The organism is Actinomycetospora sp. ABD4_176, from assembly GCF_056311855.1.
Map to the genome: position 1 here is coordinate 5451704 of NZ_CM149974.1, position 23200 is coordinate 5474903.

27 protein-coding genes are annotated in these 23200 nt (G+C 73.9%); 22 read left to right on the plus strand and 5 right to left on the minus strand.

Annotated elements, in window-relative coordinates; genetic code table 11:
* Positions 1–22 precede the first annotated feature (22 nt).
* The 4 genes from ACYX4T_RS26395 (at position 23) to ACYX4T_RS26410 (ending at position 2709) form a co-directional block, all read left to right on the plus strand.
* A complete protein-coding gene (locus tag ACYX4T_RS26395; RefSeq protein ID WP_476012167.1) occupies positions 23–934 on the plus strand; it encodes a pseudouridine-5'-phosphate glycosidase in 912 nt (303 codons plus the stop codon).
* Positions 935–1005: 71 nt separating this feature from the next.
* Positions 1006–1851: a GAF and ANTAR domain-containing protein gene (locus tag ACYX4T_RS26400; protein ID WP_476012168.1), complete on the plus strand. Its 846-nt coding sequence runs from the start codon at positions 1006–1008 to the stop codon at positions 1849–1851.
* Between the two features lie 37 nt (positions 1852–1888).
* Positions 1889–2374 carry a hypothetical protein gene (locus ACYX4T_RS26405; RefSeq protein WP_476012169.1) on the plus strand — a complete coding sequence of 162 codons (486 nt, stop codon included), beginning with the start codon at positions 1889–1891 and terminating at the stop codon, positions 2372–2374.
* Complete coding sequence (locus ACYX4T_RS26410; protein WP_476012170.1) at positions 2347–2709, plus strand: adenylate/guanylate cyclase domain-containing protein; 363 nt, start codon at positions 2347–2349, stop codon at positions 2707–2709. The genes ACYX4T_RS26405 and ACYX4T_RS26410 overlap by 28 nt, the downstream gene beginning before the upstream one ends.
* Positions 2710–2716: 7 nt before the next feature.
* Here the strand turns inward: ACYX4T_RS26410 and ACYX4T_RS26415 are convergent, their stop codons facing one another.
* Positions 2717–3208: a hypothetical protein gene (locus ACYX4T_RS26415; RefSeq protein WP_476012171.1), complete on the minus strand. Its 492-nt coding sequence runs from the start codon at positions 3206–3208 to the stop codon at positions 2717–2719.
* A gap of 72 nt (positions 3209–3280) precedes the next feature.
* A complete protein-coding gene (locus ACYX4T_RS26420) occupies positions 3281–3961 on the minus strand; it encodes an AfsR/SARP family transcriptional regulator (RefSeq protein ID WP_476012172.1) in 681 nt (226 codons plus the stop codon).
* A 348-nt stretch (positions 3962–4309) separates the two neighbouring features.
* On the opposite strand from ACYX4T_RS26420, the gene ACYX4T_RS26425 reads away from it, so the two are divergent.
* The 3 genes from ACYX4T_RS26425 (at position 4310) to ACYX4T_RS26435 (ending at position 6115) form a co-directional block, all read left to right on the plus strand.
* Positions 4310–5197: a manganese catalase gene (locus tag ACYX4T_RS26425; RefSeq protein ID WP_476012173.1), complete on the plus strand. Its 888-nt coding sequence runs from the start codon at positions 4310–4312 to the stop codon at positions 5195–5197.
* A gap of 82 nt (positions 5198–5279) precedes the next feature.
* Entirely contained in the window at positions 5280–5531 is a 252-nt protein-coding gene (locus tag ACYX4T_RS26430) for a hypothetical protein (RefSeq protein WP_476012174.1), read from the plus strand.
* On the plus strand, positions 5528–6115 hold the full coding sequence (locus tag ACYX4T_RS26435; protein WP_476012175.1) for a hemerythrin domain-containing protein: 588 nt from the start codon (positions 5528–5530) through the stop codon (positions 6113–6115). Before ACYX4T_RS26430 ends, ACYX4T_RS26435 begins: the two co-directional genes overlap by 4 nt.
* A gap of 44 nt (positions 6116–6159) precedes the next feature.
* On the opposite strand, the gene ACYX4T_RS26440 is transcribed toward ACYX4T_RS26435, so the two are convergent.
* Entirely contained in the window at positions 6160–7137 is a 978-nt protein-coding gene (locus ACYX4T_RS26440; RefSeq protein ID WP_476012176.1) for a helix-turn-helix transcriptional regulator, read from the minus strand.
* 153 nt (positions 7138–7290) lie between these two features.
* Between ACYX4T_RS26440 and ACYX4T_RS26445 the strand changes: the two genes are divergently transcribed.
* From ACYX4T_RS26445 to ACYX4T_RS26460, 4 genes are all read left to right on the plus strand, one after another.
* Positions 7291–7626: a DMT family transporter gene (locus ACYX4T_RS26445; RefSeq protein WP_476012177.1), complete on the plus strand. Its 336-nt coding sequence runs from the start codon at positions 7291–7293 to the stop codon at positions 7624–7626.
* Positions 7623–8189 carry a TetR/AcrR family transcriptional regulator gene (locus ACYX4T_RS26450; protein ID WP_476012178.1) on the plus strand — a complete coding sequence of 189 codons (567 nt, stop codon included), beginning with the start codon at positions 7623–7625 and terminating at the stop codon, positions 8187–8189. The genes ACYX4T_RS26445 and ACYX4T_RS26450 overlap by 4 nt, the downstream gene beginning before the upstream one ends.
* Positions 8190–8239: 50 nt before the next feature.
* On the plus strand, positions 8240–8509 hold the full coding sequence (locus tag ACYX4T_RS26455) for a hypothetical protein (protein ID WP_476012179.1): 270 nt from the start codon (positions 8240–8242) through the stop codon (positions 8507–8509).
* 134 nt (positions 8510–8643) lie between these two features.
* A complete protein-coding gene (locus ACYX4T_RS26460) occupies positions 8644–9429 on the plus strand; it encodes a CYTH domain-containing protein (protein ID WP_476012180.1) in 786 nt (261 codons plus the stop codon).
* Positions 9430–9483: 54 nt separating this feature from the next.
* Here ACYX4T_RS26460 and ACYX4T_RS26465 read toward each other — a convergent pair whose 3' ends face one another.
* On the minus strand, positions 9484–10233 hold the full coding sequence (locus ACYX4T_RS26465; protein WP_476012181.1) for a GntR family transcriptional regulator: 750 nt from the start codon (positions 10231–10233) through the stop codon (positions 9484–9486).
* Positions 10234–10408: 175 nt separating this feature from the next.
* On the opposite strand from ACYX4T_RS26465, the gene iolC reads away from it, so the two are divergent.
* From iolC to ACYX4T_RS26520, 11 genes are all read left to right on the plus strand, one after another.
* Positions 10409–11377 (plus strand): 5-dehydro-2-deoxygluconokinase, encoded by a 969-nt coding sequence (gene iolC, locus ACYX4T_RS26470; RefSeq protein ID WP_476012182.1) that lies wholly within the window; start codon positions 10409–10411, stop codon positions 11375–11377.
* The gene (locus tag ACYX4T_RS26475; RefSeq protein WP_476012183.1) at positions 11374–12276 is read left to right on the plus strand and encodes a Cgl0159 family (beta/alpha)8-fold protein; all 903 of its coding nucleotides are present in this window, start codon (positions 11374–11376) and stop codon (positions 12274–12276) included. Before iolC ends, ACYX4T_RS26475 begins: the two co-directional genes overlap by 4 nt.
* A complete protein-coding gene (iolB, locus tag ACYX4T_RS26480; RefSeq protein ID WP_476012184.1) occupies positions 12273–13154 on the plus strand; it encodes a 5-deoxy-glucuronate isomerase in 882 nt (293 codons plus the stop codon). The genes ACYX4T_RS26475 and iolB overlap by 4 nt, the downstream gene beginning before the upstream one ends.
* A complete protein-coding gene (gene iolD / locus ACYX4T_RS26485; RefSeq protein ID WP_476012185.1) occupies positions 13147–15057 on the plus strand; it encodes a 3D-(3,5/4)-trihydroxycyclohexane-1,2-dione acylhydrolase (decyclizing) in 1911 nt (636 codons plus the stop codon). The genes iolB and iolD overlap by 8 nt, the downstream gene beginning before the upstream one ends.
* Positions 15054–15986 carry a sugar phosphate isomerase/epimerase family protein gene (locus ACYX4T_RS26490; protein WP_476012186.1) on the plus strand — a complete coding sequence of 311 codons (933 nt, stop codon included), beginning with the start codon at positions 15054–15056 and terminating at the stop codon, positions 15984–15986. Before iolD ends, ACYX4T_RS26490 begins: the two co-directional genes overlap by 4 nt.
* Positions 15983–17035 (plus strand): Gfo/Idh/MocA family protein, encoded by a 1053-nt coding sequence (locus tag ACYX4T_RS26495; RefSeq protein ID WP_476012187.1) that lies wholly within the window; start codon positions 15983–15985, stop codon positions 17033–17035. Before ACYX4T_RS26490 ends, ACYX4T_RS26495 begins: the two co-directional genes overlap by 4 nt.
* Positions 17032–17934 (plus strand): sugar phosphate isomerase/epimerase family protein, encoded by a 903-nt coding sequence (locus ACYX4T_RS26500; protein ID WP_476012188.1) that lies wholly within the window; start codon positions 17032–17034, stop codon positions 17932–17934. The genes ACYX4T_RS26495 and ACYX4T_RS26500 overlap by 4 nt, the downstream gene beginning before the upstream one ends.
* Positions 17934–19436: a CoA-acylating methylmalonate-semialdehyde dehydrogenase gene (locus ACYX4T_RS26505; protein WP_476012189.1), complete on the plus strand. Its 1503-nt coding sequence runs from the start codon at positions 17934–17936 to the stop codon at positions 19434–19436. The genes ACYX4T_RS26500 and ACYX4T_RS26505 overlap by 1 nt, the downstream gene beginning before the upstream one ends.
* Positions 19437–19516: 80 nt before the next feature.
* On the plus strand, positions 19517–20503 hold the full coding sequence (locus ACYX4T_RS26510) for a sugar phosphate isomerase/epimerase family protein (RefSeq protein ID WP_476012190.1): 987 nt from the start codon (positions 19517–19519) through the stop codon (positions 20501–20503).
* Between the two features lie 408 nt (positions 20504–20911).
* Positions 20912–22402: a sugar porter family MFS transporter gene (locus ACYX4T_RS26515; RefSeq protein WP_476012191.1), complete on the plus strand. Its 1491-nt coding sequence runs from the start codon at positions 20912–20914 to the stop codon at positions 22400–22402.
* A 28-nt stretch (positions 22403–22430) separates the two neighbouring features.
* A complete protein-coding gene (locus tag ACYX4T_RS26520; protein ID WP_476012192.1) occupies positions 22431–22790 on the plus strand; it encodes a universal stress protein in 360 nt (119 codons plus the stop codon).
* Positions 22791–22874: 84 nt separating this feature from the next.
* On the opposite strand, the gene ACYX4T_RS26525 is transcribed toward ACYX4T_RS26520, so the two are convergent.
* Positions 22875–23171, minus strand: coding sequence for an iron-sulfur cluster assembly accessory protein (locus ACYX4T_RS26525; protein WP_476012193.1), 297 nt, complete (start codon positions 23169–23171; stop codon positions 22875–22877).
* Positions 23172–23200 lie beyond the last annotated feature (29 nt).

Here is a 23200-nt window from a genome sequence, read left to right on the forward strand (position 1 = left end):
CCAGGCTCGGGAGGACAGCACGGTGCTCGTGTCCGAGGAAATCCGTGCGGCGGTCGCGGCCGGGCGGCCGGTCGTGGCGCTCGAGACCACGATCGTCACCCACGGCCTGCCGCGGCCCCGCAACCTCGAGGTCGCCCGGGCGGCCGAGGACCTGCTGCGCCGGGCGGACGTCGTCCCGGCGACGATCGGCGTCGTCGCGGGGGAGCCCGTCGTCGGCGTCACCGGCGAGCAGCTGACGCACCTCGCCTCCGGCGAGCGGGTCGAGAAGCTCAGCGTGCGCGACCTGCCGGTGGCGGTGGCGCGCGGTGTCGACGGGGGCACGACGGTCGCCGCGACGGCCTGGCTCGCCCACCGCGCCGGCATCCGCCTGTTCGCCACCGGCGGCCTCGGCGGGGTGCACCGCGGCGCGGCGACCACCTTCGACGAGTCCGCCGACCTCGTCGCGCTCGCGGGGCTGCCGCTCACCGTGGTGTCGGCGGGCGTGAAGTCGATCCTCGACGTCCCGGCGACGCTCGAGCGCCTCGAGACGTGGGGCGTCACCGTGCTCGGCTACCGCACCGACGCCTTCCCGGGCTTCTACGTCACCGACGCCGGCGTGCCCGTGCCCGCGCGGGTGGACGCGCCGAGCGAGGCCGCGGCGGTGGTCCGGGCCCGCGACGCGCTGGGCCTGTCCGGGGCGGTGCTGCTGGCGAACCCCGTCGCCGCGGCGGCGCAGCTCGACGTCGCGGAGCACCGCGCGGTGCTCGACGCCGCGCTCGCCGCCGCCGACGCGAGCGGCGTCACCGGTCACGACACGACCCCGTTCCTGCTCGACCACGTGCATCGGGCCACCGAGGGGCGCAGCCTCGAGGTCAACACGGCGGTCTACCTCGGCAACACCGCGCTGGCCGGTGAGGTCGCCGTCGCCCTCGCCACGCCGGCCGCACCTTCCTGACCTGGGAGACTCGTGTAGGCAGGACACCACGACGGGTACGGGCCGTCGGAGCGGCGCTGGAAGGAGATCGGGTGACCGGTAGCGAGGTCGACTGGGACGCGGAGCGCACGGCCTTCGTGGCCGAGGACGCGACCGAGCGCGCGAAGGGCAACGACGGCTACCCGGTCAACGGGTCGCCGCCCGGGGGCCCGCGCATCGGTCTGCTCGCGAGCGCCGTCGGCGAGCTCACCCGCACCCTGCTGGCCACGCCCGAGGCCGGCGGCGTCAACGAGGTCCTCGAGCGGGTGGTGGACCTCGGCGCCCGCCTGGTGCCCGCGGCCGATGTCGTCAGCGTCACCCTGCGCCGGGGTGGTCGCGACGGCTACTCGACCCCGGCGTACTCCGACGAGCTCGCCGTCCGCCTCGACCAGGTGCAGTACCAGCACGAGGAGGGTCCGTGCGTCCGTGCGCTGGAGGCGGGCGGGCTCGGTGTCGCCGGCAGCGAGGACCTCGCCCGCGACGGGGAGTGGCCGCGCTTCGGCCCCGCCGCCGCCGCACTTGGGGTGGGCAGCGTGTTCGCGGTCGGGCTCTTCCCGGTCGGCGAGCGACGGCCGCTGCGGGGGGCGCTGAACTTCTACCGCCGCGGCACCGGCGGGTTCTCCCAGGCCGACCGCGAGGCCGGGCTCCTGCTCGCCGCCCACGTGTCGACGGCGCTGGCCTACGTGACCGTCACCGAGGCCTCGCAGCTGCGCGACGTCGAGTTCCAGACCGCGCTCGACTCGCGCGACGTCATCGGCCAGGCCAAGGGCATCCTCATGGAGCGCCGCGGCCTGCCCGCCGACGAGGCGTTCGACGTGCTGCGCCGCGCGTCCCAGGATCTCAACGTCAAGCTGCGCGACGTCGCCGCCACGCTCGCGGAACGGCGCGCCGATCTCTGAGCCCTTCCGTGATCGTTCCGTGCGCGAGGATCGTCCCGTGACCGACGACGAGGCCCCCGCCGCCGGCAGCCGCGCCGCCCGCTTCCGCGCGGCCCTCGGCGACGCGGGACGGCGGGCCCGCGAGCTCGACCGCTCCGAGGGGCTGCGCGCCGCGGTGGCGCGGGTGCGCCGCGCGCTGCCCGGCGACGCGCACTTCGGTGACCCGCTCTCGCTCGGCGGCGCCCGGCACGCCGAGTTCGTCGGCCGCGCCGTCGTCGACCTCACCGGCGACCGGCCCGGTGTCACCCGCGAGGTGTCGCTGGGCGGGCTGCAGCTGTGGCAGGCGGTGCTCGAGCGCTTCGGCGGCGGGGCCGGCGAGCGGGAGGTCACGCTCGTGTTCACCGACCTCGTCGAGTTCTCCCGCTGGGCGCTGCAGGTCGGCGACGACGAGGTGCAGCGCGTCCTGCGCGAGGTCAGCGAGGCCTGGAAGAGCCGGTCACCGCCCGCGCGGGCACGGTGGTCAAGCGCCTCGGCGACGGGATGATGGCCGCGTTCGCCGACCCGGTCGAGGCGCTGGAGGCCGTGTTCGCCGCGCGCACCCGGCTCGCGGACGTGCACGCCGACGGCTGGACCCCCCGGATGCGCGCGGGCCTGCACCTCGGCCGGCCGCGGCGGGTCGGCGGGGACTACCTGGGCGTCGCGGTGAACACCGCGGCGCGCCTGGGCGACCGCGCGGGGCCCGGCGAGATCCTGGTCAGCGGGGAGCTGCTCGCCCGGCTCGACGAGGCGAGCCTGCGGGTGCGCCGCAAGCGCTGGCACACGCGCCTCAAGGGCACCCCCGAGGACCTGCAGATCTTCTCGGTCGACCGGCCCGCCTGACCGGGCCTCAGCGGCCCACGAGCGCGTCGTAGGCCAGTCCCGTCGCACCGGCGTAGACGACGTGGTGCAGGGCGTCGGTGGCCGCGGCGGACGCCCCGTAGCGCGGGGTCGGCGAGCCGAGGCCCAGCGCGGGCATCATCACCTGCTCGCCGCCGAGGACCGCCGCGAGGTGGATCGCCGACGCCAGCGGGCCGCGGCGCCCGGCGAGGTCGAGCGCGCCGCGGGCGAGGCCCCAGGCGGTGCCGTAGCCCCAGTGCGCGAGGGTGTTGAGCCGCTGCTGGGCGTCGTCGTCGGCGGGACGGACGCCGGTGACCTCCGCGACCGCCTGCGCCGGGGTCGTCGACGACCCGCGGCCCTGCAGGCGCATCTCGATCGTGCTCGACACCGTCATCGCCGCGGTGCCGAGGAGGCCGGCGAGCGCCCCGCGCCCGAGCGCGAGCACGGTGCGGTCGACGGGGCCGAGGCGGTCGGCGGGCCTGGTCCGCAGAGCGGTGGTCACGAGGGTCCCTCCCGGGGACGGGTGCGTCGGGCTCGGGCGGGTCCCCGGTGCGCCGGACCGCCCACACGTGTCTCAGGCGTCCAGCACCGTGTCCACGAGGCGGCGCATCGCCGGCGACGGCGGGAGACCCAGCTCGGCGTGCAGCAGGCGGCGGAACGCGTCGTACTGGCGCAGCGCCTCGCCCGCGTTGCCCTCGGCGAGGTGCACCTCGATCACCTGCCGGTGCGCGGTCTCGCGCAGCGGCTCGGTCTGCACCGCGACGAGCGCGAGCCGCAGTGCGTCGCCGAATCGCGCCGCGGTGCGCCGCGCGGCGCACAGGTCCTCGAGGGCGTGCAGGCGCAGCTGCCGGTAGCGCTCGCGCTCGGCGGCGACCCAGTCGTCGTCCCAGCCGGGCAGGAGGTCCCCGGCGAGGAGCATCGGCTCGCAGCCCTCGACGTCACCGGCCTCGAGACGCCACAGGTCGACGGCGACGCCCGGGCACAGCCCGACGTGGCCCTCGGCGACCTCGACCAGCGGTCCGGCCGCGGTCCGTGGCAGACGCCACAGCGTCGAGCGCAGGTTGGACGCCGCGCGGCTGTCGGACGAGTCGCCCCACAGGGCGCCGTAGACCTGGTCGCGCCGCACCGGCGTCCGCTGCAGCGCGAGGTACGCCAGCAGACGCTCCCCGCGCGGGGCGAGCAGCAGCGGTTGTCCCGCTGAGCGGCAGGAGAAGCGGCCGAGCACCGACAGCTCGGCCGTTGCGGACACATCCACGAGGCCTCCACACCCTGAGTCACGGACTCGCGATGCGGCTCTCGGTAGTGAACCTGCGCCCCAGCTTGGTTCCCGACGCCGTCGTCGGCAAACCGCGCGGGACCCCGTCTCGCCCCGTCGCCCCTGCCGCTGCGGGTGACGGTCCCGTGACGCCGACGGTGACGGGGACGCGGTGCGCCCGCCGCCACGCCCGCCGCCACGCCCGCCGCCACGCCCGCCGCCACGCCCGCCGCCACGCCCGGCGGTACACGCGCTGCCACGGGGCGGACACGGCCCACCGGCAGCGTGTCCCCGGTCGCCGGAGACCCGGCGTGAGCGTCACGTCCGCGACCCCTCGCGACGAGAGCCGTGTTCTTCCACTACAAGGGCCTGCAGTTCGAGTCGACCCCCGAGCGCCCCGACCCCGTCTTCGCGATGAAGCTCCAGGAGCTCCTCGGCGGGCACTGGGGCGAGCTGACCGTGGCCATGCAGTACCTCATGCAGGGCTGGAACTGCCGCATCCCCGGCAAGTACAAGGACCTGCTCCTCGACACGGGCACCGAGGAACTGGCCCACGTCGAGATGATCTCGAACATGATCGCGAAGCTGCTCGAGGGCGCGCCCGCCGAGCAGACCGCCCGGGCCTGCGAGGACAACCCGATGCTCGCCGCGATCGTCGGCGGCCAGAACCCGCAGCACTCGATCGTCTCCGGCGGCGGGCCGGTGCTGGCCGACTCCGCGGGCACGCCGTGGAGCGGCAAGTGGATCGTCGCGAGCGGCAACCTCCTCGCCGACTTCCGCGTCAACGCCGCCGCCGAGGGTCAGAGCAAGATCCAGGCCGCGCGCGTCTACAACATGACCGACGATCCCGGCGTCAAGAAGATGCTCAAGTTCAACCTCGCCCGCGACTCGATGCACCAGAACCAGTGGCTCGCCGCCATCGAGGAGCTCAAGGACGAGGGCCTCGAGTACGACCCGGTGCCCGCCGGCGTCATCGACGAGGAGTTCGACGAGTACTCCGGCCAGCTGTGGAACCTCTCGGCGGGCAGCGACTCGTCCCAGGGCCGCTGGGCCTCGGGCCCCCGGCCCGACGGCCGCGGCCAGTTCAGCTACGTTGACAGCCCCGAGCCGCTGACCGGCGAGCCGGTCCCGCCCTCGGCGGACCCGTACCTCTACGCGACCGTGCCGGGCGGCCCCAACGGCCAGCGCCCCGACGGCACGCGCAACGGCAGCCGGAGCGCGTCCGGCCAGGCCTGACGCCGTCCACCCCCCGTGGGCGGGTCCCGGGTGCGCCCGGGACCCGCCGACGAGGGACGCCTGCGCTCCCGAGGAGCCCGCCGTGCTGCCCCACCGTCTCGTGGCCGCCGCCCTGCTCGCGCTCGCCCTCGTCGCCGCCGGCCTGATCACCCACGTGCTCGGGGGCCCGACGGCCGTGCAGCTCGTGCTCGCCGCGGCCGCGGTGGCGGTCCGCCCCGCCGCCGTCCTCGTCCACCGTCGCGCGCACGCGCGGCCAGAGCGGGTACACCGCGCCCGGTTGATGCCCCAGCCGCCGGAGAAGTGCCCGCGAGCGAACACGGGAGTCACCCTGTGACCACCACGCAGCAGTCCCAGCAGTCCCAGCAGTCCAGCGACCTCATCGACGTCCTGTCCGCCGAGCACCGCGAGGTCGAACGGCTGTTCGCCGAGCTCGAGGCCCGGTTCGGGTCGTCGGCGGCGGAGGTGGAGGACACGGCCCGCGAGGTCGTCACCCGCCTCGTGCAGCACTCGGTGGCCGAGGAGGTGCACCTCTACCCGCTCGTGCGCGAGGTCCTCGACGACGGGGACGCGCTGGCCGAACGGGAGATCGCCGAGCACGACGAGGCCGAGCGCACCATGAAGCGCCTGGAGGCCCTGCCCGCGCGCAGCGGGGACTTCTGGATCACCTACCGGATCCTGACCAACCTCATCGCCCAGCACGTGGGGGAGGAGGAGCAGTACCTGTTCCCCCGCCTCGCCGCGTCGGTGTCGACGGAGGACCGCGAGGAGATCGGCCGGCGGCTCCTGTCGACCGAGCGCACGGCGCCGACGCACCCGCACCCCGGCGCGCCGTCCGAGGGCGGCGCGCTCGCGGCGCTCGCGCCGGGCGCCGGGCTGGTTGACCGGCTGCGCGACGCGCTCACCGGCCGGGGTCGCTGAGCGGTCGGCGCCACTCAGCGCCGGTCAGCGCCGGTCAGTGCCGGTCAGTGCCGCAGCGTCGCGCTCGGCGAGCGGCCGTACTGCGCCCGGTAGACCACCGAGAAGCGGCCCGGGTGGCCGAACCCCCACCGCGCGGCGATCGCCTCGACGCGGTCGCCGCGCGTCGGGTCGGCGGCCTGCAGGTCGCGGTGGGCGCTCTCGAGGCGCACGCGGCGCAGGTACTCCAGCGGCGTGGTGTCGCGGTGGCGGCGGAAGGCGAGCTGGAGCGACCGCGGGCCGATCCGGGCGGCCTCCGCGATCTCGGTGAGCCCGATGTCCTCGTGGGCGTGGGCGTCCATGAACTCGACGGCGCGGCGCACGGTGCCCGGCTCGGCGCTCGCGTCGTCCCGCGCCACGGACAACGCGTCGAGGGCGGTGTTCGGGAACGTCGCGAGCATCGCGACGGCGAGCTGGCGCACGGCGTTCGCGCGGACCAGCGGCGAGGCCATCAGCACGTCGGAGGCCAGCACGTCGTCGTCGACGTGGGCGGCGACGCGGGACCAGTAGGCCGCCAGGGCGGGCGAGACCGGCGCCGGCGCCGTGAACGTGACGGCCGCGGGCTCGAGTCCGGAGAGCTCGGCGCCGACCCGGGTGACCTCGGCCTGGTCGACCATGCAGACGCGGGCGGTGAGGTCGTCCCACCCGGTCTCGTAGGGCGCCCAGGCGGGCAGGAGCTTCACCGGACCGGCGACGCGCCCGGTGCCGTCGTCGACCCAGCTCGGGCCGCCGTCCAGGGTCTCGACCACCACCAGCGCGTCCGTCGGCCGGGAGGAGGCGCGCAGCCCGCCGGAGTGGCGCAGGCGGCTGATCTCGAGCGGTCCGGCCGCGGCGCCCTCGACCGAGAACACGAAGTCCTCCGACGGGACGTCCACCGGCGCCAGGTCGGTGTAGGTCTTGCGCACGTACTCGGTGGCGGCCTCGGGGTCGGTGCTCGCCCACCGGTAGCGCAGGACCGGCTCCGGCCCGCTCCTGCCGTCCGTCATCCCACGCTCCCCGGTCGATCGTGCGCAACTGATGATGACCGATCGGTCCTCGATCGGCGAGAGGCTACTTCGCCAGGCTTTTCATCAGCGGGCAGCGGAGACGGCACGTAGAATCCTGGGCAGTCGACCAGTTTTCTCCGGAGATGGTGCCCCGTGGCCTACCTGCTGCTCGCGATCGCGATCCTCTGCGAGGTCGTCGCCACGGTGTCGCTCAAGCTCTCCGAGGGCTTCACGCGGCTCGTGCCCTCGATCGTCGTGGTCGTCGGCTACCTCGCGACGTTCGCGCTGCTCTCCCAGGCCCTCGCGCGGGGCCTCGGGGTCAGCGTCGCCTACGGCGTGTGGGCCGCCGCCGGCGTCGCCCTCGTCGCGATCGCGGGGACGCTGTTCCTCGGCGAGTCGCTGACGTGGGTCCAGGTCGGGGGCATCGGGCTCGTCATCGCCGGCGTCCTCGCCCTCGAGCTCGGCGCCCGCAGCCCGGGCGCCGCGTGACGAGCACGCTGCCGGAGACCGACGGCCGCCGGCGCAAGGGCGAGGAGCGCCGCCGGCTGCTGCGCGCGGCGACGATGCGCGTCATCTCCCGCGGCGGGGTGGCCGCGGTGACCCAGCGGGCGGTGGCGGCCGAGGCCGGACTCGCCCCGAGCCTCGTGAGCTACCACTTCCCGACCGTCGACGCGCTGCTGCGGGCGACGCTGGCCGCGGTGAACGACGGGTGGGTCGGCGCGCTCGAGCGCTGCGCGCGGCAGGACGACCCGCTGCCCCCGCTCGCCGCGCTCGTCGCGGCCGGGTCGGTGGAGCCGGGGGGCTCGGTCGACGCCGAGTACGAGCTGTTCCTGCAGGCCGGACGGCGTCCGGGGCTGCGCGACGAGTGGGAGCGCTGGACCCGGGCGCTCGACGCCGCGCTCGCCCCCGTCGTCCCGGACCCGCGGCGTCGTGCGGCGGTGGGCGCGGCCGTCGACGGGCTGTGCCTGCGCTGCTGGTGCGACCCGACGCCGTGGACGGCCGCGGACGTCGAGGAGGTGCTGCGGGCCCTCGTCCCCGGGGTCCCGCCGTGATCGGCGCGTCTGGTGCGGCGTCGGAGGATCCCGCTACGGTCGGCTCCTCGGTGGCCCTCCGGGCGACCCCGAACACCGCGGACGCGACGATGAAGAAGCTCGCCGAGCTGCTGGTCTGTTTCCTGCACCCCGTCGCGGTGGTGCTCGTGTGGCTCAACCTCGTCGTGCGCCCGGAGCTCAGCGGCACCGCCAAGCTCGTGTGGGCGGTCCTGGCCCTCGTGCCGATCGTCCCCTTCGTCTACGTGCTCACCGGCGGCGAGCTGTGGGAGGGCAAGCAGCGCGCGGCCCGGGGTGGCGGGGCGGCGCCGTCGGTGAGGTGACCCACCGCCCGGTCATCGCCTACGGTCGACGGACCGCGGTCGAGCAGCGCGCCGCGGCGACCTCCCCACCGACTCATCAGACCGGCCAGAGAGCCGTCACCGACCCGCGACGTCCGCGTCGGGCAGGAGCGCGCATGCTCGAGCGTTCCCGGACGCTCCAGGGAACCGACCTCGCGACCGCCCTCGGCTTCCCACGGCCGGGCGACGCGGCGTGGAGCCGGATCGCGGAGGCCGGCGCCGAGAGCGTCGAGCTGAAGGTGCTGCTCGTGCCCCGGGAGGGCTCGACCCTGCGCCTCGCCGGGCGCCACGGGCGCGTGCGCACCCGGCGGCTGCACCTGCTCGACACGCCCGACCTCGCGCTCGCCCGCCGTGGCGTCCACGTCCGCCTGCGCGACCGTGGTCGCGACCGGTGGGACCTCACCGTCCGGGTCCGGGGAGAGGACCCCGTGCCCGGCGGCGTCCTGCCGCCCGGGGTGCGCGTGGAGCTCGACGTGCTGCCCGGTGTCGTCTTCCGCAGCACCCAGGTGCGCGAGCCCCTCCCCGTCGGGCCCGCGACGGCCTGCCGCGACGGCCGGGTCGACGTGCACGACCTGCTCACCGACGACCAGGCGGCGCTGCTCGCGGGCGCGGTGCCCGACCTCGCCGGCGCGGAGCTCGGGATGCACGGGCCGCTGGTCGTCGAGCGTGCCTCGGTGCCCCGCCCACGGTGCCGGCTCGCCCACGCCCGCCACGAGCGCTGCCGCTTCCCGGGCGGGCGGGTGCTCGAGGAGTTCTCGGCGCGCTGCGCGCCCGCCGACGCCCGCGTCACCGCCGAGGCCCTCGCGGGGTTCCTGACGCGCCACGGCCTCACCCCCGAGCCGCCCCACCGCACCAAGACCGCGGTGTGGGCCGACGTGCTGCGCGCCGCCCGCTCCGCCTGACCCCGCCCGTCCGACTCCGGCCCGCCTGACTCCGCCCCGCCCGACTCCGCGCCCTCAGATCACCAGCGAGGTCTGCACCGAGTACTGCGACGCGCGGTAGATGTGTCGGCCGAGCTCGACGAGGCGCCCCGTGTCGTCGTAGACGAGGCGCTGCATCGTCACGCAGGCCGCCGGCTCGGCCTCCCCGAGGAGCCCGGCCTCCTCGGTGGTGACGAGGCGCGCGCCGATGGTCTGGTGCGCGATGGCGAAGCCGACGCCCTGCGCGCGCAGCGTCGCGTAGAGGCCGCGCTCGCGCAGGTCGTCGTCCTCGAGCCGGAACCGGGCGGGCAGGTAGTTGGACATGATCGCGAGCGGCTCGCCGTCGACCCGCCGCAGGCGGCGCAGGTACGTCAGCGGCTCGTCGACCTCGACGAGGTCGTCGACGCCGAGCTCGGCCGGTGTGCCCGTCGCGCGCTCGAGCAGCTCCGTCGACGGCTCGTGGCCCGAGGACGCGAGGTCGTCGTGCAGGCTCGAGAACTTGACGTCCCGGCGGATCGGCGGTGCCGCGACGACCTGCGTCCCGACGCCGCGCTTGCGCACCAGCAGGCCCTTGCGCACGAGCTCCTGGATGGCCTGGCGCGCCGTGGGGCGGGCGAGGCCGAGGCGGGTGGTCATGGCCAGCTCGTTCTCGAGGCGATCGCCCGCGCGCAGGCGGCCGTCGCCGATCGCGCGCTCGAGGGCGACCGCGAGCTGGTGGTAGAGCGGCACCGGGCTGGAGCGGTCGAGGTCGATGTCCAGCTCGACGGGCCCGGAGGCGACGGTCATGGTGGTCAGCGTAGCGGCTGCAGCGTCGTTCGTCTCTATGACTCTATGTCCGGACAAAGTATTGACGCTGCCGCGTCGCGCTGCTTAACGTCCTCGTCATCGCCGCGCCACCGTGCGACGGCGGGGACCCACCAGCCGGCGACCAGCCAGCCACCCCAGCAGCCGAGGACAGCCCATGAGCACCGCCCCGCGCACCGTGCCGGAGGTCCTGACGTTCGGTCGCAGCGGCGTCGACATCTATCCGCTGCAGACCGGGATCGGCCTCGAGGACGTCGAGACCTTCGGCAAGTTCCTCGGCGGCACCACCGCCAACGTCGCGGTCGCCGCGAGCCGGCTCGGTCGGCGCGCCGCGATCATCACCGGCGTCGGCGACGACCCGTTCGGCCGCTACGTGCGCCGCGAGCTGCGCCGGCTCGGCGTCGACGACGCGCACGTCGTGACCGACCCGCACCACCTCACGCCCGTCACCTTCTGCGAGATCTTCCCGCCGGACGACTTCCCGCTGTGGTTCTACCGCCGGCCCACCGCCCCCGACCTCCAGGTGCGCACCGCCGACGTCGACCTCGACACCGTCCGGGACGTCGACCTGCTGTGGCTGTCGGTCACCGGGCTCTCCGAGGAGCCCAGCCGGCAGACCCACCACGACGTGCTCGCCGCCCGCGACCGGCACGGCCACGTCGTGCTCGACCTCGACTACCGCCCGATGTTCTGGCCCGACGCCGCGACCGCCACCTCGGAGGTCCAGAAGGTCCTCGGCCAGGTCACCGTCGCGGTCGGCAATCGCGAGGAGTGCGAGGTCGCGGTCGGCGAGACCGACCCGGAGCGCGCGGCCGACGCGCTGCTCGAGGCCGGCGTCGAGGTCGCCGTGGTCAAGCAGGGCCCTCGCGGGGTGCTCGGCAAGACCCGCGCCGGCGAGCGCGTCGTCGCCCCGCCCATCCCCGTCACTCCGTTCAACGGCCTCGGCGCCGGCGACAGCTTCGGCGGCTCGCTCGCGCACGGCCTGCTCAGCGGCTGGGACCTCGCGACCGTGCTGACCCGGGCCAACGCCGCCGGCGCCATCGTCGCCGCGCGGCTGGAGTGCTCCACCGCCATGCCCACCCCCGACGAGATCAACGACCTGCTCGAGAAGGGCACCCTGCTGTGAGCGAGGCCGAGTTCGCCGCCACCCACGACGAGGTCCGCGAGATCCGGGCCACCGAGCCCGAGCGGATCGCGAAGCTCCTCGCCGCCCGCCGCCGGCGCCCGTTCGTGCCCGCGGACGGTCGTCTCATGATCGTCGCGGCCGACCACCCCGCCCGCGGTGCGCTGTCCGCCGCCGGGCGCGCCGACGCCATGGCCAGCCGTCCCGAGCTGCTCGACCGCCTCGCCGCGGCGCTGGCCCGCCCGGGCGTCGACGGCGTGCTCGCGACGGCGGACATCCTCGAGGACCTGCTGCTGCTCGGCGCGCTCGAGGACAAGGTCGTCGTGTCGTCGCTCAACCGCGGCGGCCTCGCCGGCGCGACCTTCGAGATGGACGACCGCATGACCGGCTACGACGTGCGCGGCACCGTCGAGTCCGGCTTCGACGCCGCCAAGATGCTCACCCGCATCGACTACGACGACCCGGCCACGGTCGCGACGCTGCAGGCCTGCGCCGACGCCGTCACCGAGCTCAACCGCGCACAGACCGTCGCCATGGTGGAGCCGTTCATCTCCCGGCGCATCGAGGGCAAGGTCGTCAACGACCTCTCCGCCGACGCCGTCGTCCGGTCGATCCACATCGCGCAGGGCCTGGGTGCCGGCAGCGCCTACACCTGGATGAAGCTGCCGGTGGTCGACGAGATGGAGCGCGTCATGGACGCGACCACGCTGCCGACCCTCCTGCTCGGGGGCGACCCGACCACCGCGCCCGACGAGACCTACGCGTCGTGGCGCCACGCGCTCGCGCTGCCCGGCGTGCGCGGCCTCATCGTCGGGCGCACCCTGCTCTACCCCGCCGACGACGACGTCGCCGGCGCCGTCGACACCGCCGTCGCCATGGTCCGGCCGGAGGTGGCGTCGTGAGCGCACCGACCCGCACCGAGCTGCACCTGCCCGCGGGTACGGCCGCGACGCACGGCTACGACCTCGAGGTGACACCCACCGTCGCCGGCTGGTCGCACTCGAGCCTGCGCACCCTGACCCTCCCCGCCGGCACCGCGCACACCCTCGACACCGGCGACGAGGAGATGATCGTCGTCCCGCTGTCCGGCGGCGTCACGGTCACCGACGGCGTCACCGAGCACGTGCTCGCCGGCCGGCCCGACGTCTTCGCCGGGCCGACCGACACGGCGTACCTGCCGCTCGGCACGACGGCCACGATCCGGGCCGCGGAGGGGCCGGCCCGGGTCGCGCTCACCGGCGCGCGCTGCGACGTCGTGCTGCCGTTCCGGTACCTCCCGGCCGCCGACGTGCCCGTCGAGCTGCGCGGGGCCGGGCAGTGCAGCCGCCGGGTCCGCAACTTCGGGGCCGCCGGCGTGGTCGAGGCCGGCAACCTCATCGCCGTCGAGGTCGTCACCCCGGGCGGGAACTGGTCGAGCTACCCCGCCCACAAGCACGACGAGGAGACCGACACCGAGTCGGCCCTCGAGGAGATCTACTACTACGAGATCGCGCCCGGCCCGCACGGCGAGCCCGGTCTCGGCTTCCACCGCACCAGCGCCTCCGGCGCCGGGGAGATCGACGTGCTCGTCGAGGTCCACGACCGCGACACGGTGCTCGTGCCCCACGGCTGGCACGGCCCGTGCGCCGCGGCGCCCGGTCACGACATGTACTACCTCAACGTCATGGCCGGCCCGGGCGAGCGCGCCTGGAAGATCACCGACCACCCCGACCAGGCCTGGGTCCGCGCGACGTGGGCGGACCAGCCGGTCGACCCGCGATTGGTGCCCACCGATGACTGACACGGTCCGTCTCACCGTCGCCCAGGCCCTCGTCCGCTTCCTGGGCGCCCAGTACTCCGAGCGCGACGGCGTCGAGCAGCGGCTGTTCGCCGGCTGCTTCGGCATCTTCGGGCACGGCAACGTCGCCGGCATCGGGCAGGCACTGCTCGAGTCCGAGCTGGCGGACCCGGACGAGCTGCCCTACGTCCTCGGCCGCAACGAGCAGGCCATGGTGCACTCCGCGGCCGCGTACGCCCGGATGAAGGACCGCCTGCAGACCTGGGCGGTGTCCACGAGCGTCGGCCCCGGTGCGACCAACATGGTCACCGGTGCGGCGCTGGCCACGATCAACCGGCTGCCGGTGCTGCTGCTGCCCGCCGACACCTTCGCCGACCGGGCGGCGTCGCCGCTGCTCCAGGAGCTGGAGCTGCCGGCCTCGGGCGACGTCACCGTCAACGACTGCTTCCGTCCGGTGTCGCGGTACTTCGACCGCGTGTGGCGCCCCGAGCAGCTGCCCTCGGCGATGCTCGCGGGGATGCGGGTGCTCACCGACCCGGCGGAGACCGGCGCGGTCACGGTCTGCTTCCCGCAGGACGTGCAGGCGCAGGCCCACGACTGGCCGGTGGAGCTGTTCGCGAAGCGGGTCTGGCACGTCGCCCGTCCGCTGCCCGAGCGCGCGGCGCTCGCCCGTGCCGCGGAGGCCGTCCGGTCGGCCCGGCGCCCGCTCGTCGTCGCCGGCGGCGGCGTCCACTACAGCGGAGCGACCGCGGCCCTCGCGGCGTTCTGCGAGGCCACCGGCATCCCGGTCGGCCAGAGCCAGGCCGGCAAGGGCACGCTGGTGTTCGACCACCCGCAGTGCCTCGGCGCCCTCGGGTCCACCGGCACCACGGCGGCCAACGCGATCGCCCGCGACGCCGACGTCGTCATCGGGATCGGCACCCGGTACTCGGACTTCACCACCGCCAGCCGCACCGCGTTCCAGGCGCCGGACGTCCGGTTCGTCAACGTCAACGTCGCCGGGCTCGACGCGGTGAAGCACGCCGGTATCGGCGTCGTCGCCGACGCCCGGGAGACCCTCGAGGCGCTGACGTCAGCACTCGAGGGCCACCGCGTCGACGTGGCGTACGAGGACGAGTACCGGCGTCTCGACGCGGAGTGGGAGTCGACGGTCGACGCCGCCGAGGTGGCGGCCGAGTCGAACGGCCTGCTCACCCAGAACGCCGTCATCGGCCTGGTCAACGACCTCACCGACCCGCGTGACGTCGTGGTCTGTGCCGCCGGGTCGATGCCCGGTGACCTGCACAAACTGTGGCGCACGCGGGACCCGAAGGGCTACCACGTCGAGTACGGCTACTCCTGCATGGGCTACGAGGTCGCCGGCGGCGTGGGCGTCGCGATGGCCTGCCCCGACCGCGACGTCGTGGTGATGGTCGGCGACGGCTCCTACCTGATGATGGCCACCGAGCTGGTCACCGCCGTGCAGGAGGGCGTCAAGGTGATCACCGTCCTCGTGCAGAACCACGGCTACGCCTCGATCGGCGCCCTCTCCGAGGAGCTCGGCTCGCAGCGGTTCGGCACCCGGTACCGGTACCGCTCGGAGAGCTCGGGTCGTCTCGACGGCGAGCGCCTGCCCGTCGACCTCGCCGCCAACGCCGCGTCGCTCGGCGTGCGGGTGATCTCCGCCCGTACGGCCGACGAGCTCGCCGCCGCCCTGCGCGAGGCCAAGGCCGCCACGGAGAGCGTCGTCGTCCACGTCGAGACCGACCCGCTCGTCCCCGCCCCGGACTCCCGCTCCTGGTGGGACGTCCCCGTCGCCGCGGTGGCCGCGCTCGAGTCCACCCAGCGCGCCCGCAAGACCTACGACGACGCCAAGTCGACCCAGCGCAACTTCCTCCACCCCAGCGAAGAGGTGTCTCCCTCGTGACCTCGATCCGCGTCGGCTCCGCGCCCGACTCCTGGGGCGTCTGGTTCCCGGACGACCCCGACCAGACCCCGGCCGACCGCTTCCTCGCCGAGGTCGCGGCCGCCGGCTACGACGTCATCGAGCTCGGCCCGTACGGCTACCTGCCGACCGACCCCACCGAGCTCGCCGACACCCTGCGCACCCACGGGCTGACCGTCTCGGCGGGCACGGTGTTCGAGCACCTGCACCGCCCCGACAGCTTCGACCACGTGTGGGACCAGGTCACGCAGGTCGCGGCGCTGACCCGCGCCGTGGGCGGCGAGCACCTCGTCGTCATCCCCGAGCCCTGGCGCGACCACAAGACCGGCGCGCCGCTGGAGTCGCCGACGCTCGACGCCGCGGGCTGGGACCGCCTGACCACCGGCATGGACACCCTCGGGCGCCGGGTGCTGGAGGAGTACGGGCTGCGCGTGCAGTTCCACTCGCACGCCGACTCGCACGTCGGGTACCAGTCCGAGATCGAGCGGTTCGTCGAGTCGACCGACCCCCGCTTCGTCAACCTCTGCCTGGACACCGGGCACGTCGCCTACTACCGGGGCGACAACGTCGCGATCATCCGGAAGTACCCCGAGCGCATCGGCTACCTGCACCTCAAGCAGGTCGACCCCACGGTCATCGACCGCGTCGAGGCCGAGGACCTGCCGTTCCCGGACGCCGTCAAGGCGGGCGCCATGATCGAGCCGCCGTACGGCGTGCCCTCGATGCCCGAGGTCCTCGGTGCGATCGAGGAGGCCGGACTGGACGTCTTCGCCATCGTCGAGCAGGACATGTACCCCTGCCCGCCCGACCAGCCGCTGCCGATCGCGCAGCGCACCCACACCTACCTCGGCTCGTGCGGCGCCGGCTCGGTCCGCATCGGGACGCCGGCCGGAGAGGAGATCCGCTCGTGAACGACGAGATCCGCATCGCGGTCCTCGGCGTCGGCAAGATGGGCTCGTTCCACGTCGACAGCCTCACCCGGCGCACCCGCGGCGCCCGCGTGACGGTGGTCAGCGACGTCTCCGACGATCAGGCCCACCGCGTCGCCGACCCGATCGGCGCCCGCGTCGTCGCCGACCCCGCCGAGGCCATCGCCGCCGACGACGTCGACGCCGCCGTCATCGCGACCCCGGGCAGCGCACACGAGGCCCAGGTGCTCGCCTGCCTCGAGGCGGGCAAGCCCGTCCTGTGCGAGAAGCCGCTGACCACCGAGGCGGCGACCGCGGCCGCGGTGCACCGCCGCGAGACCGAGCTCGGGCGCCGGCTGATCCAGGTCGGGTTCATGCGCCGCTTCGACCACGAGTACGTCGCGCTGCAGCAGATGATCGCCGGCGGCGAGCTCGGCGCCCCGCTGATGCTGCACTGCACCCACCGCAACCCCGCGGTGCCCGAGTTCTTCGACTCCGAGTACATGATCCGCGACTCGGTCGTGCACGAGGCCGACTCGGCACGCTTCCTGCTCGGCGAGGAGATCGCCGCGGTCAGCGTGGTGCGCGGACGCCCGACCGCGGACGCCCCGGCCGGGGTGTCGGACCCGATGCTCGTGCTGTTCGAGGCGGACTCCGGTGCCCTCGTGACCGTCGAGATCTTCGTGCGCACCGGGATCGCCTACGAGGTCCGCACCGAGGTCGTCGCCGAGCACGGCTCGGCGGTGATCGGACTCGACCAGAACGTCGTGACGAAGCGGCGCGGCGGGACCTGGGGCGGGACGATCACCCCGGACTTCGTGGCCCGCTTCGGCCAGGCCTACGACGACCAGATGCAGCGCTGGGTGGACGCCGCCCGCACCGGGATCGCGTCGGGCGGCGACGCCGTCCACGGCCCCGGCAGCTGGGACGGCTACGCCGCCGCGGCGATCTGCGAGGCCGGGGTCGCCGCCGTCGTCAAGGGCGAGCGCATCGAGACCGGCATGGAGGTCCGGTCCGGGGCGAGCGGAACGACGGGGGAGGAGCAGTCGTGAAGCTCGCCCTGGACGCCCAGATGTTCCACCGCACCCACGCGTTGACCGACCTGCCCGACGCCGTGGCCCGCGCCGGCTACGCGTGGATGGAGCTCTCGCCGAAGGAGGACTTCATCCCCTTCTTCGCCCACCCCCGCGTCGACTCCGCGACCGTCGCCACGCTGCGGCGCCGGGCCGCCGACGCCGGCGTCGGCATCTCCTCGGTGCTGCCGGTGCTGCGCTGGTCGGGCCCGTCCGAGGACGCCCGGCAGGCCGCCGTGCGCGCCTGGCGGCGCGCGATCCAGATCGCCGTCGACCTCGGTGTGGACACGATGAACACCGAGTTCAACGGCCGCCCGGAGGGCGCGGAGCACGCCGAGGCGATGTTCCTGCGCTCGTTCGAGGAGCTGGCCCCGGACTTCGAGCGCGAGGGCATCCGCCTCGTGCTCGAGCCGCATCCCGACGACTTCATCGAGGACGGGCACGCCGCGGTCGACATGGTGGCCGGGCTGGACCGCGACTGGGTGACGTTCCTGTACTGCACCCCGCACACGTTCCACCAGGGCAACGACCCGGCCGGGATCATCGCCCGCGCCGGGGCCCGCGTGACCAACGTGCACCTCGCCGACACCCTCGACCACACCGCGTCGGGCGGCCTGCGCTACATCGTCAACCCGCCCGGCTCGACGGTCCGCGTGCACCAGCACGCGCCGATGGGGGCCGGCGAGGTCGACTTCGACGCCGTCTTCGCGGCGTTGGCCGTGGCCGGTTTCGACGGCACGCTGACCCACTGTGTGTTCGGGTGGGAGGAGCGCGCGACCGAGGTCGTCACGGGCGACCGCGACACGATCACCGCCCTCGTGGCGAAGCACTTCGGCACGGACACCGTCCTCGAGCCCGCACCCGGGAGGAACCCCTGATGGAGACCCTGCACCACTGGGCCGGCGGCGCCGTGCTCAAGTCCACCGGCGAGCGCCTGGGCGACGTCACCGACCCCGCGACCGGTCAGGTGACCCGCCAGGTCGCGTTCGCGACCGAGGCGGACGTGGAGGCCGTGATCGGCGCGGCGCGCGATGCGTTCCCGCGCTGGCGCGACTCGTCGCTGACCAAGCGCACGCAGATCCTGTTCCGGTTCCGCGAGCTGCTCAACGCCCGCGCCGACGAGCTGGCCGCGATCATCACCGCCGAGCACGGCAAGGTGCTCGCGGACGCGGCCGGCGAGGTCGCGCGCGGCCAGGAGGTCGTGGAGTTCGCGTGCGGCATGCCGCACCTGCTCAAGGGCTCGGCCACCGAGAACGCGTCCACCGGGATCGACGTCTCGTCGATCCGCCAGCCGCTCGGGGTCGTCGGGATCATCTCGCCGTTCAACTTCCCGGCGATGGTGCCGATGTGGTTCTTCCCGATCGCCATCGCCGCGGGCAACACCGTCGTGCTCAAGCCCTCGGAGAAGGTCCCGTCCGCGGCGCTGTGGCTCGCCGAGCTGTGGCGCGAGGCCGGGCTGCCCGACGGGGTGTTCAACGTCCTCAACGGCGACAAGGTCGCCGTGGACGGGCTGCTCACCCACCCCGACGTCAAGAGCATCAGCTTCGTCGGCTCGACGCCGATCGCGCGCTACGTCTACGAGACCGGCACCGCGCACGGCAAGCGCGTCCAGGCCCTCGGCGGGGCGAAGAACCACGCCGTCGTGCTGCCCGACGCCGACCTCGACCTGGCCGCCGACCAGGCGATCAACGCCGGCTTCGGGTCGGCGGGCGAGCGCTGCATGGCGATCTCGGCGGTGGTCGCGGTCGGCTCGTGCGGGGACGCGCTGGTCGAGAGGATCGCCGAGCGGGCCCGCGGGCTGCGCACCGGGGACGGGCGTCGCGGCTGCGACATGGGCCCGCTGGTCAGCGCGGCGGCCCGTGACCGGGTGTCGGGCTACGTGGACGCCGGCGAGGCCGCCGGGGCGTCGCTCGTGGTCGACGGGCGCGGCGTCGAGCCCGACGCCGACGGGGAGGGCTTCTTCGTCGGCCCGACGCTGTTCGACCACGTCACCACCGACATGTCGATCTACAACGACGAGATCTTCGGCCCTGTGCTCTCGGTGGTCCGCGTCGACACCTACGACGAGGCCGTCGCGCTGATCAACGCCAACCCGTACGGCAACGGGACCGCGATCTTCACCCACGACGGCGGCGCCGCGCGGCGGTTCCAGAACGAGGTCGAGGTCGGGATGATCGGCGTCAACGTGCCGGTCCCGGTGCCGATGGCCTACTACAGCTTCGGCGGCTGGAAGAACTCGCTCTTCGGCGACACCCACGCCCACGGCGCCGAGGGCGTGCACTTCTTCACCCGCGGCAAGGTCGTCACCACCCGCTGGATCGACCCCGCCCGCCGCGGCGAGGCCGGCGAGCTCGACCTCGGGTTCCCCCGCAACAGCTGACGCGTGCCCCGGAGGCCCGGCGGCCGGTCCGTCGACCGGCCGCGGGTGTCCCCGGCGTGCCCACATCCCGGAGATCGATCATGAAGCTCGGCGTCTACGACGCGGTCCTGCACGACCGGCCCCTGTCCGAGGCCCTGCGGACCGTGCGCTCGCTCGGCCTGACCGGCCTGGAGGTCAACGCCGGCGGCTTCCTGCCCCCGGTGCACCTGCCCGTCGACGACCTGCTCGCGGGCCGCACGGCGGCGGAGGACTACCTCGGCGTCTTCGCCGCGGAGGGGGTCGAGCTCACCGCCCTGAACTGCAACGGCAACCCGCTGCACCCGGACCCGCGGATCGGCGAGGTCCACGCCCGCGACCTGCGGCGCACCATCGAGGTCGCCGGGCGGCTCGGGGTGCGCCGGGTCGTCACGATGTCGGGGCTGCCGGCCGGGGAGCCGGGCGGGACGATCCCGGTCTGGAACCCCATGCCGTTCGAGTCCACGTACTCGGACGTGCGCGACCGGCAATGGGCGGAGGTGGGTGTCCCCTTCTGGCGGGAGATCGACGCGCTCGCCGGCGAGCACGGCGTGAAGGTCTGCATCGAGATGCACCAGTTCAACCTGGTCTTCAACCCCTCGACGCTCACGCGGCTCGTCGAGGAGACCGGGGCGCGCTCGGTCGGGGCGGAGATGGACCCCAGCCACCTGTTCTGGCAGGGCATCGACCCGGTCGCCGCCATCGAGCACCTCGGCGAGCTCGTGTACCTGGCGGCGGCGAAGGACACCCGCATCAACGACGCCGTGCGCGTCCACGGTGTCCTCGACGACCGGCACCGCAAGGTGACCGAGGACCCGGTCCGGCTGGGCGGCGACGCGACGCTCAACGCGTGGCCGGAGAACGCCGGCTGGGACTTCGTGGCGCTGGGCAAGGGCCACGACCAGGCGTTCTGGACCCGTTTCCTGCGGGCCCTCGCGAAGGTCGACCCCGACATGGCCGTGAACATCGAGCACGAGGACGTCGAGCTCGGCCGCCTCGAGGGCCTCGAGGTCGCGGCCGGCGTGCTCACCGCTGCAGCGGCGGACGTCTAGGCCGGCGACTTGGACCTAATGTCAGGACAAAGTCTTGACGGGTGGTGGTCGGGTCCGTAACGTCTCCGTCATCGCGCGACACCGCGGGCCGACCAGGGAGAACCCCCGTCCGGATCGGTGTCGGGCCGTTCTCCCGCCCTTTCCCGACTTCTCTTCGCCGCGCTCGAAAGGCGGTCGGAGAATGGTCGACAAAATGACCACCACGAACTGCGCGAGGCCCGGGACGCACCGTCGTCCCGGGCCTTTTTCGTTCTCATCGTCGCTGCTCAGGTGGCATGTCGATCGCGCAGAAGAATTCGACAGACAACTGTCGAGGAACTCTTGACTTGGATCACACCCCCCGGTCATCCTCGTCGTCACCAGGGACATTCGGTCGATCTCGACGGCCCCGGGACGCTGTTCCGGACGATGCCCGCGACTGCCCTCGCCGAGAGCCCGACACATCTCGTCACGCCATTCCTCAACGGGGAGCGCCACGTCATGACCACCTACAACGAGCAGCCGTCACGGGCTGCTCTCCCGCCGGACGTGCCCGGCCCGCACTCGAAGCGGCTCGGCATCATCGCCGTCGTCGCCACCTTCGGTGGCCTGCTGTTCGGCTACGACACCGGCGTCATCAACGGCGCCCTCGAGCCGATGACCACCGACCTCGGCCTCACGGCCCTCACCGAGGGCATCGTCGTGAGCATCCTGATCTTCGGTGCGGCCGTCGGTGCCGTCGTGGGTGGCGCGCTGTCCGACCGGTTCGGCCGCCGCCACAACATCCTGCTACTGGCGATCCTCTTCGCCCTCGCCACCATCGGCTGTGTGCTCTCGCCGACCTGGCCGGTGCTGGCGTTCTTCCGCTTCGTCCTCGGCCTCGCGGTCGGTGGCGCCTCGGCCACCGTGCCGGTCTACCTCGCCGAGGTCGCGCCGGCCGAGCGGCGGGGCAGCATCGTGACCCGGAACGAGGTCATGATCGTCAGCGGTCAGTTCGCCGCCTTCGTCATCAACGCGATCATCTTCAACATCTGGGGCGAGAACCCGGGTGTCTGGCGCATCATGCTCGTCGTCGCGGTGCTCCCGGCGATCGCGCTGTTCATCGGCATGCTGCGGATGCCCGAGAGCCCCCGCTGGCTCGTCTCGCAGGGCCGGGACGACGAGGCCCTGGCGGTGCTGCAGCAGGTGCGGACGCCCGAGCGGGCGCAGGCCGAGATGGCCGAGGTGCACGAGCTCGCCGAGGAGGAGCGGGCGTCGAAGACCGCCGGGGCGAGCGACCTGGGCGTGCGCTGGATCCGGCGCCTGATCCTGCTCGGGGCCGGCCTGGGCATGTTCCAGCAGTTCACCGGCATCAACTCGATCATGTACTACGGCACGCAGCTGCTCGGCGACGCCGGCTTCTCCGACCAGGCCGCGATCATCGCCAACACCGCGAACGGCCTGTTCAGCGTCCTGGGCATCACCGTCGGCCTGCTCATCATGAACAAGGTCAACCGCCGCACGCTGCTGCTCGGCGGCTTCGCGCTGACGACGTTCTTCCACCTGCTCGTCGGCCTGTCGGCCACCCTGCTGCCCGACGGCCCGGCCAAGGCGTGGTTCATCCTGGTCTTCGTCGTGCTGTTCGTCTTCTGCATGCAGGGCACCATCGGCCCGCTGGTCTGGCTCCTGCTGGCCGAGATCTTCCCGCTCAAGATTCGCAGTCTGGCGATCGGCATCAGCGTGCTCGTGCTGTGGCTGTCGAACGCGGTCGTCTCGCTCGGCTTCCCCGTTGTCGTCGAGAGCCTCGGCATCGCGCCGACGTTCTTCATCTTCGTCGCCCTCGGCGTCCTGGCCCTGATCTTCGTGTACCGCTCGGTGCCCGAGACCCGCGGCCGCTCGCTCGAGGACCTCGAGGAGCAGTTCATGCGCCAGTACTCCTGACCCGCCCACCCTCCCGGAAGGACCCACCATGACCGTGCTCGTCGCCGTCCCCGAGGGACGGGAGGGCCCTCAGGCCCTCCACGCGGGCGCCGGCGAGGCCCGGCTGCTCGACACCGACCTCGTCGTCCTCAACCTGACCCTGCACAGCATCGACGTCTCGGGCCTGCCCGAGGACCTGAAGGTGACGCTCCTCGAGCGCTCCGGCCCCGAGGACCGCGACCCGGCGGACACCGTCCTCGAGGAGATCGACCAGCGGCCCGACGTCCAGCGCCTCGTCATCGGGATGAAGCGCCGCTCGCCGGTGAGCAAGGCGCTGCTCGGCAGCGTCGCCCAGCGGCTGCTGCTCGAGAGCCCGGTGCCGGTCCTGGCCGTGAAGGCCGAGGACTGACACCACCGCGATCCCCGATGCGCGGGCCGCCACCGGCGGTCCGCGCATCGGCGTGTCGGCGCCCGGGACGAGACCCCTCCTGCGTCAGGCGCGTTCGGAGACGTCCTCGAGCAGGAAGACCGGCCGGTCCTCGTCCTCGCCGTGGGGCTCCGCGTGCAGCACCTTGTCCTGCGTGGCGGGCGCGAGCTCGCGGTCGACGACGACCGTGACGCCGCCGCGGGCGACGACGACGTCGCGGTCGCGGGGGACCGCGTCGAGCTCGAGGTGGACCGTCGGCAGCGTGCCGGCGCTGACCGAGCGGATGCGGACCACGCAGCCGGCGTCCCGGCTCCGTCGGCACAGCAGGGTGAGTGCCTCCACGGCGTCGTCGCTGAGCGTCATCGGTGCCTCTCCTCCTCTGTCGATCCGGC

Bases quoted from the DNA above. Each gene is read 5' to 3' on its own strand.
- ACYX4T_RS26465 (WP_476012181.1), bottom strand. From the start codon at position 10,233: ATGACCGTCGCCTCCGGGCCCGTCGAGCTGGACATCGACCTCGACCGC.
- ACYX4T_RS26515 (WP_476012191.1), top strand. From the start codon at position 20,912: ATGCCCGCGACTGCCCTCGCCGAGAGCCCGACACATCTCGTCACGCCA.
- ACYX4T_RS26525 (WP_476012193.1), bottom strand. From the start codon at position 23,171: ATGACGCTCAGCGACGACGCCGTGGAGGCACTCACCCTGCTGTGCCGA.
- iolC (WP_476012182.1), top strand. From the start codon at position 10,409: ATGAGCACCGCCCCGCGCACCGTGCCGGAGGTCCTGACGTTCGGTCGC.
- ACYX4T_RS26460 (WP_476012180.1), top strand. From the start codon at position 8,644: ATGCTCGAGCGTTCCCGGACGCTCCAGGGAACCGACCTCGCGACCGCC.
- ACYX4T_RS26505 (WP_476012189.1), top strand. From the start codon at position 17,934: ATGGAGACCCTGCACCACTGGGCCGGCGGCGCCGTGCTCAAGTCCACC.
- ACYX4T_RS26520 (WP_476012192.1), top strand. From the start codon at position 22,431: ATGACCGTGCTCGTCGCCGTCCCCGAGGGACGGGAGGGCCCTCAGGCC.
- ACYX4T_RS26440 (WP_476012176.1), bottom strand. From the start codon at position 7,137: ATGACGGACGGCAGGAGCGGGCCGGAGCCGGTCCTGCGCTACCGGTGG.
- iolD (WP_476012185.1), top strand. From the start codon at position 13,147: ATGACTGACACGGTCCGTCTCACCGTCGCCCAGGCCCTCGTCCGCTTC.
- ACYX4T_RS26510 (WP_476012190.1), top strand. From the start codon at position 19,517: ATGAAGCTCGGCGTCTACGACGCGGTCCTGCACGACCGGCCCCTGTCC.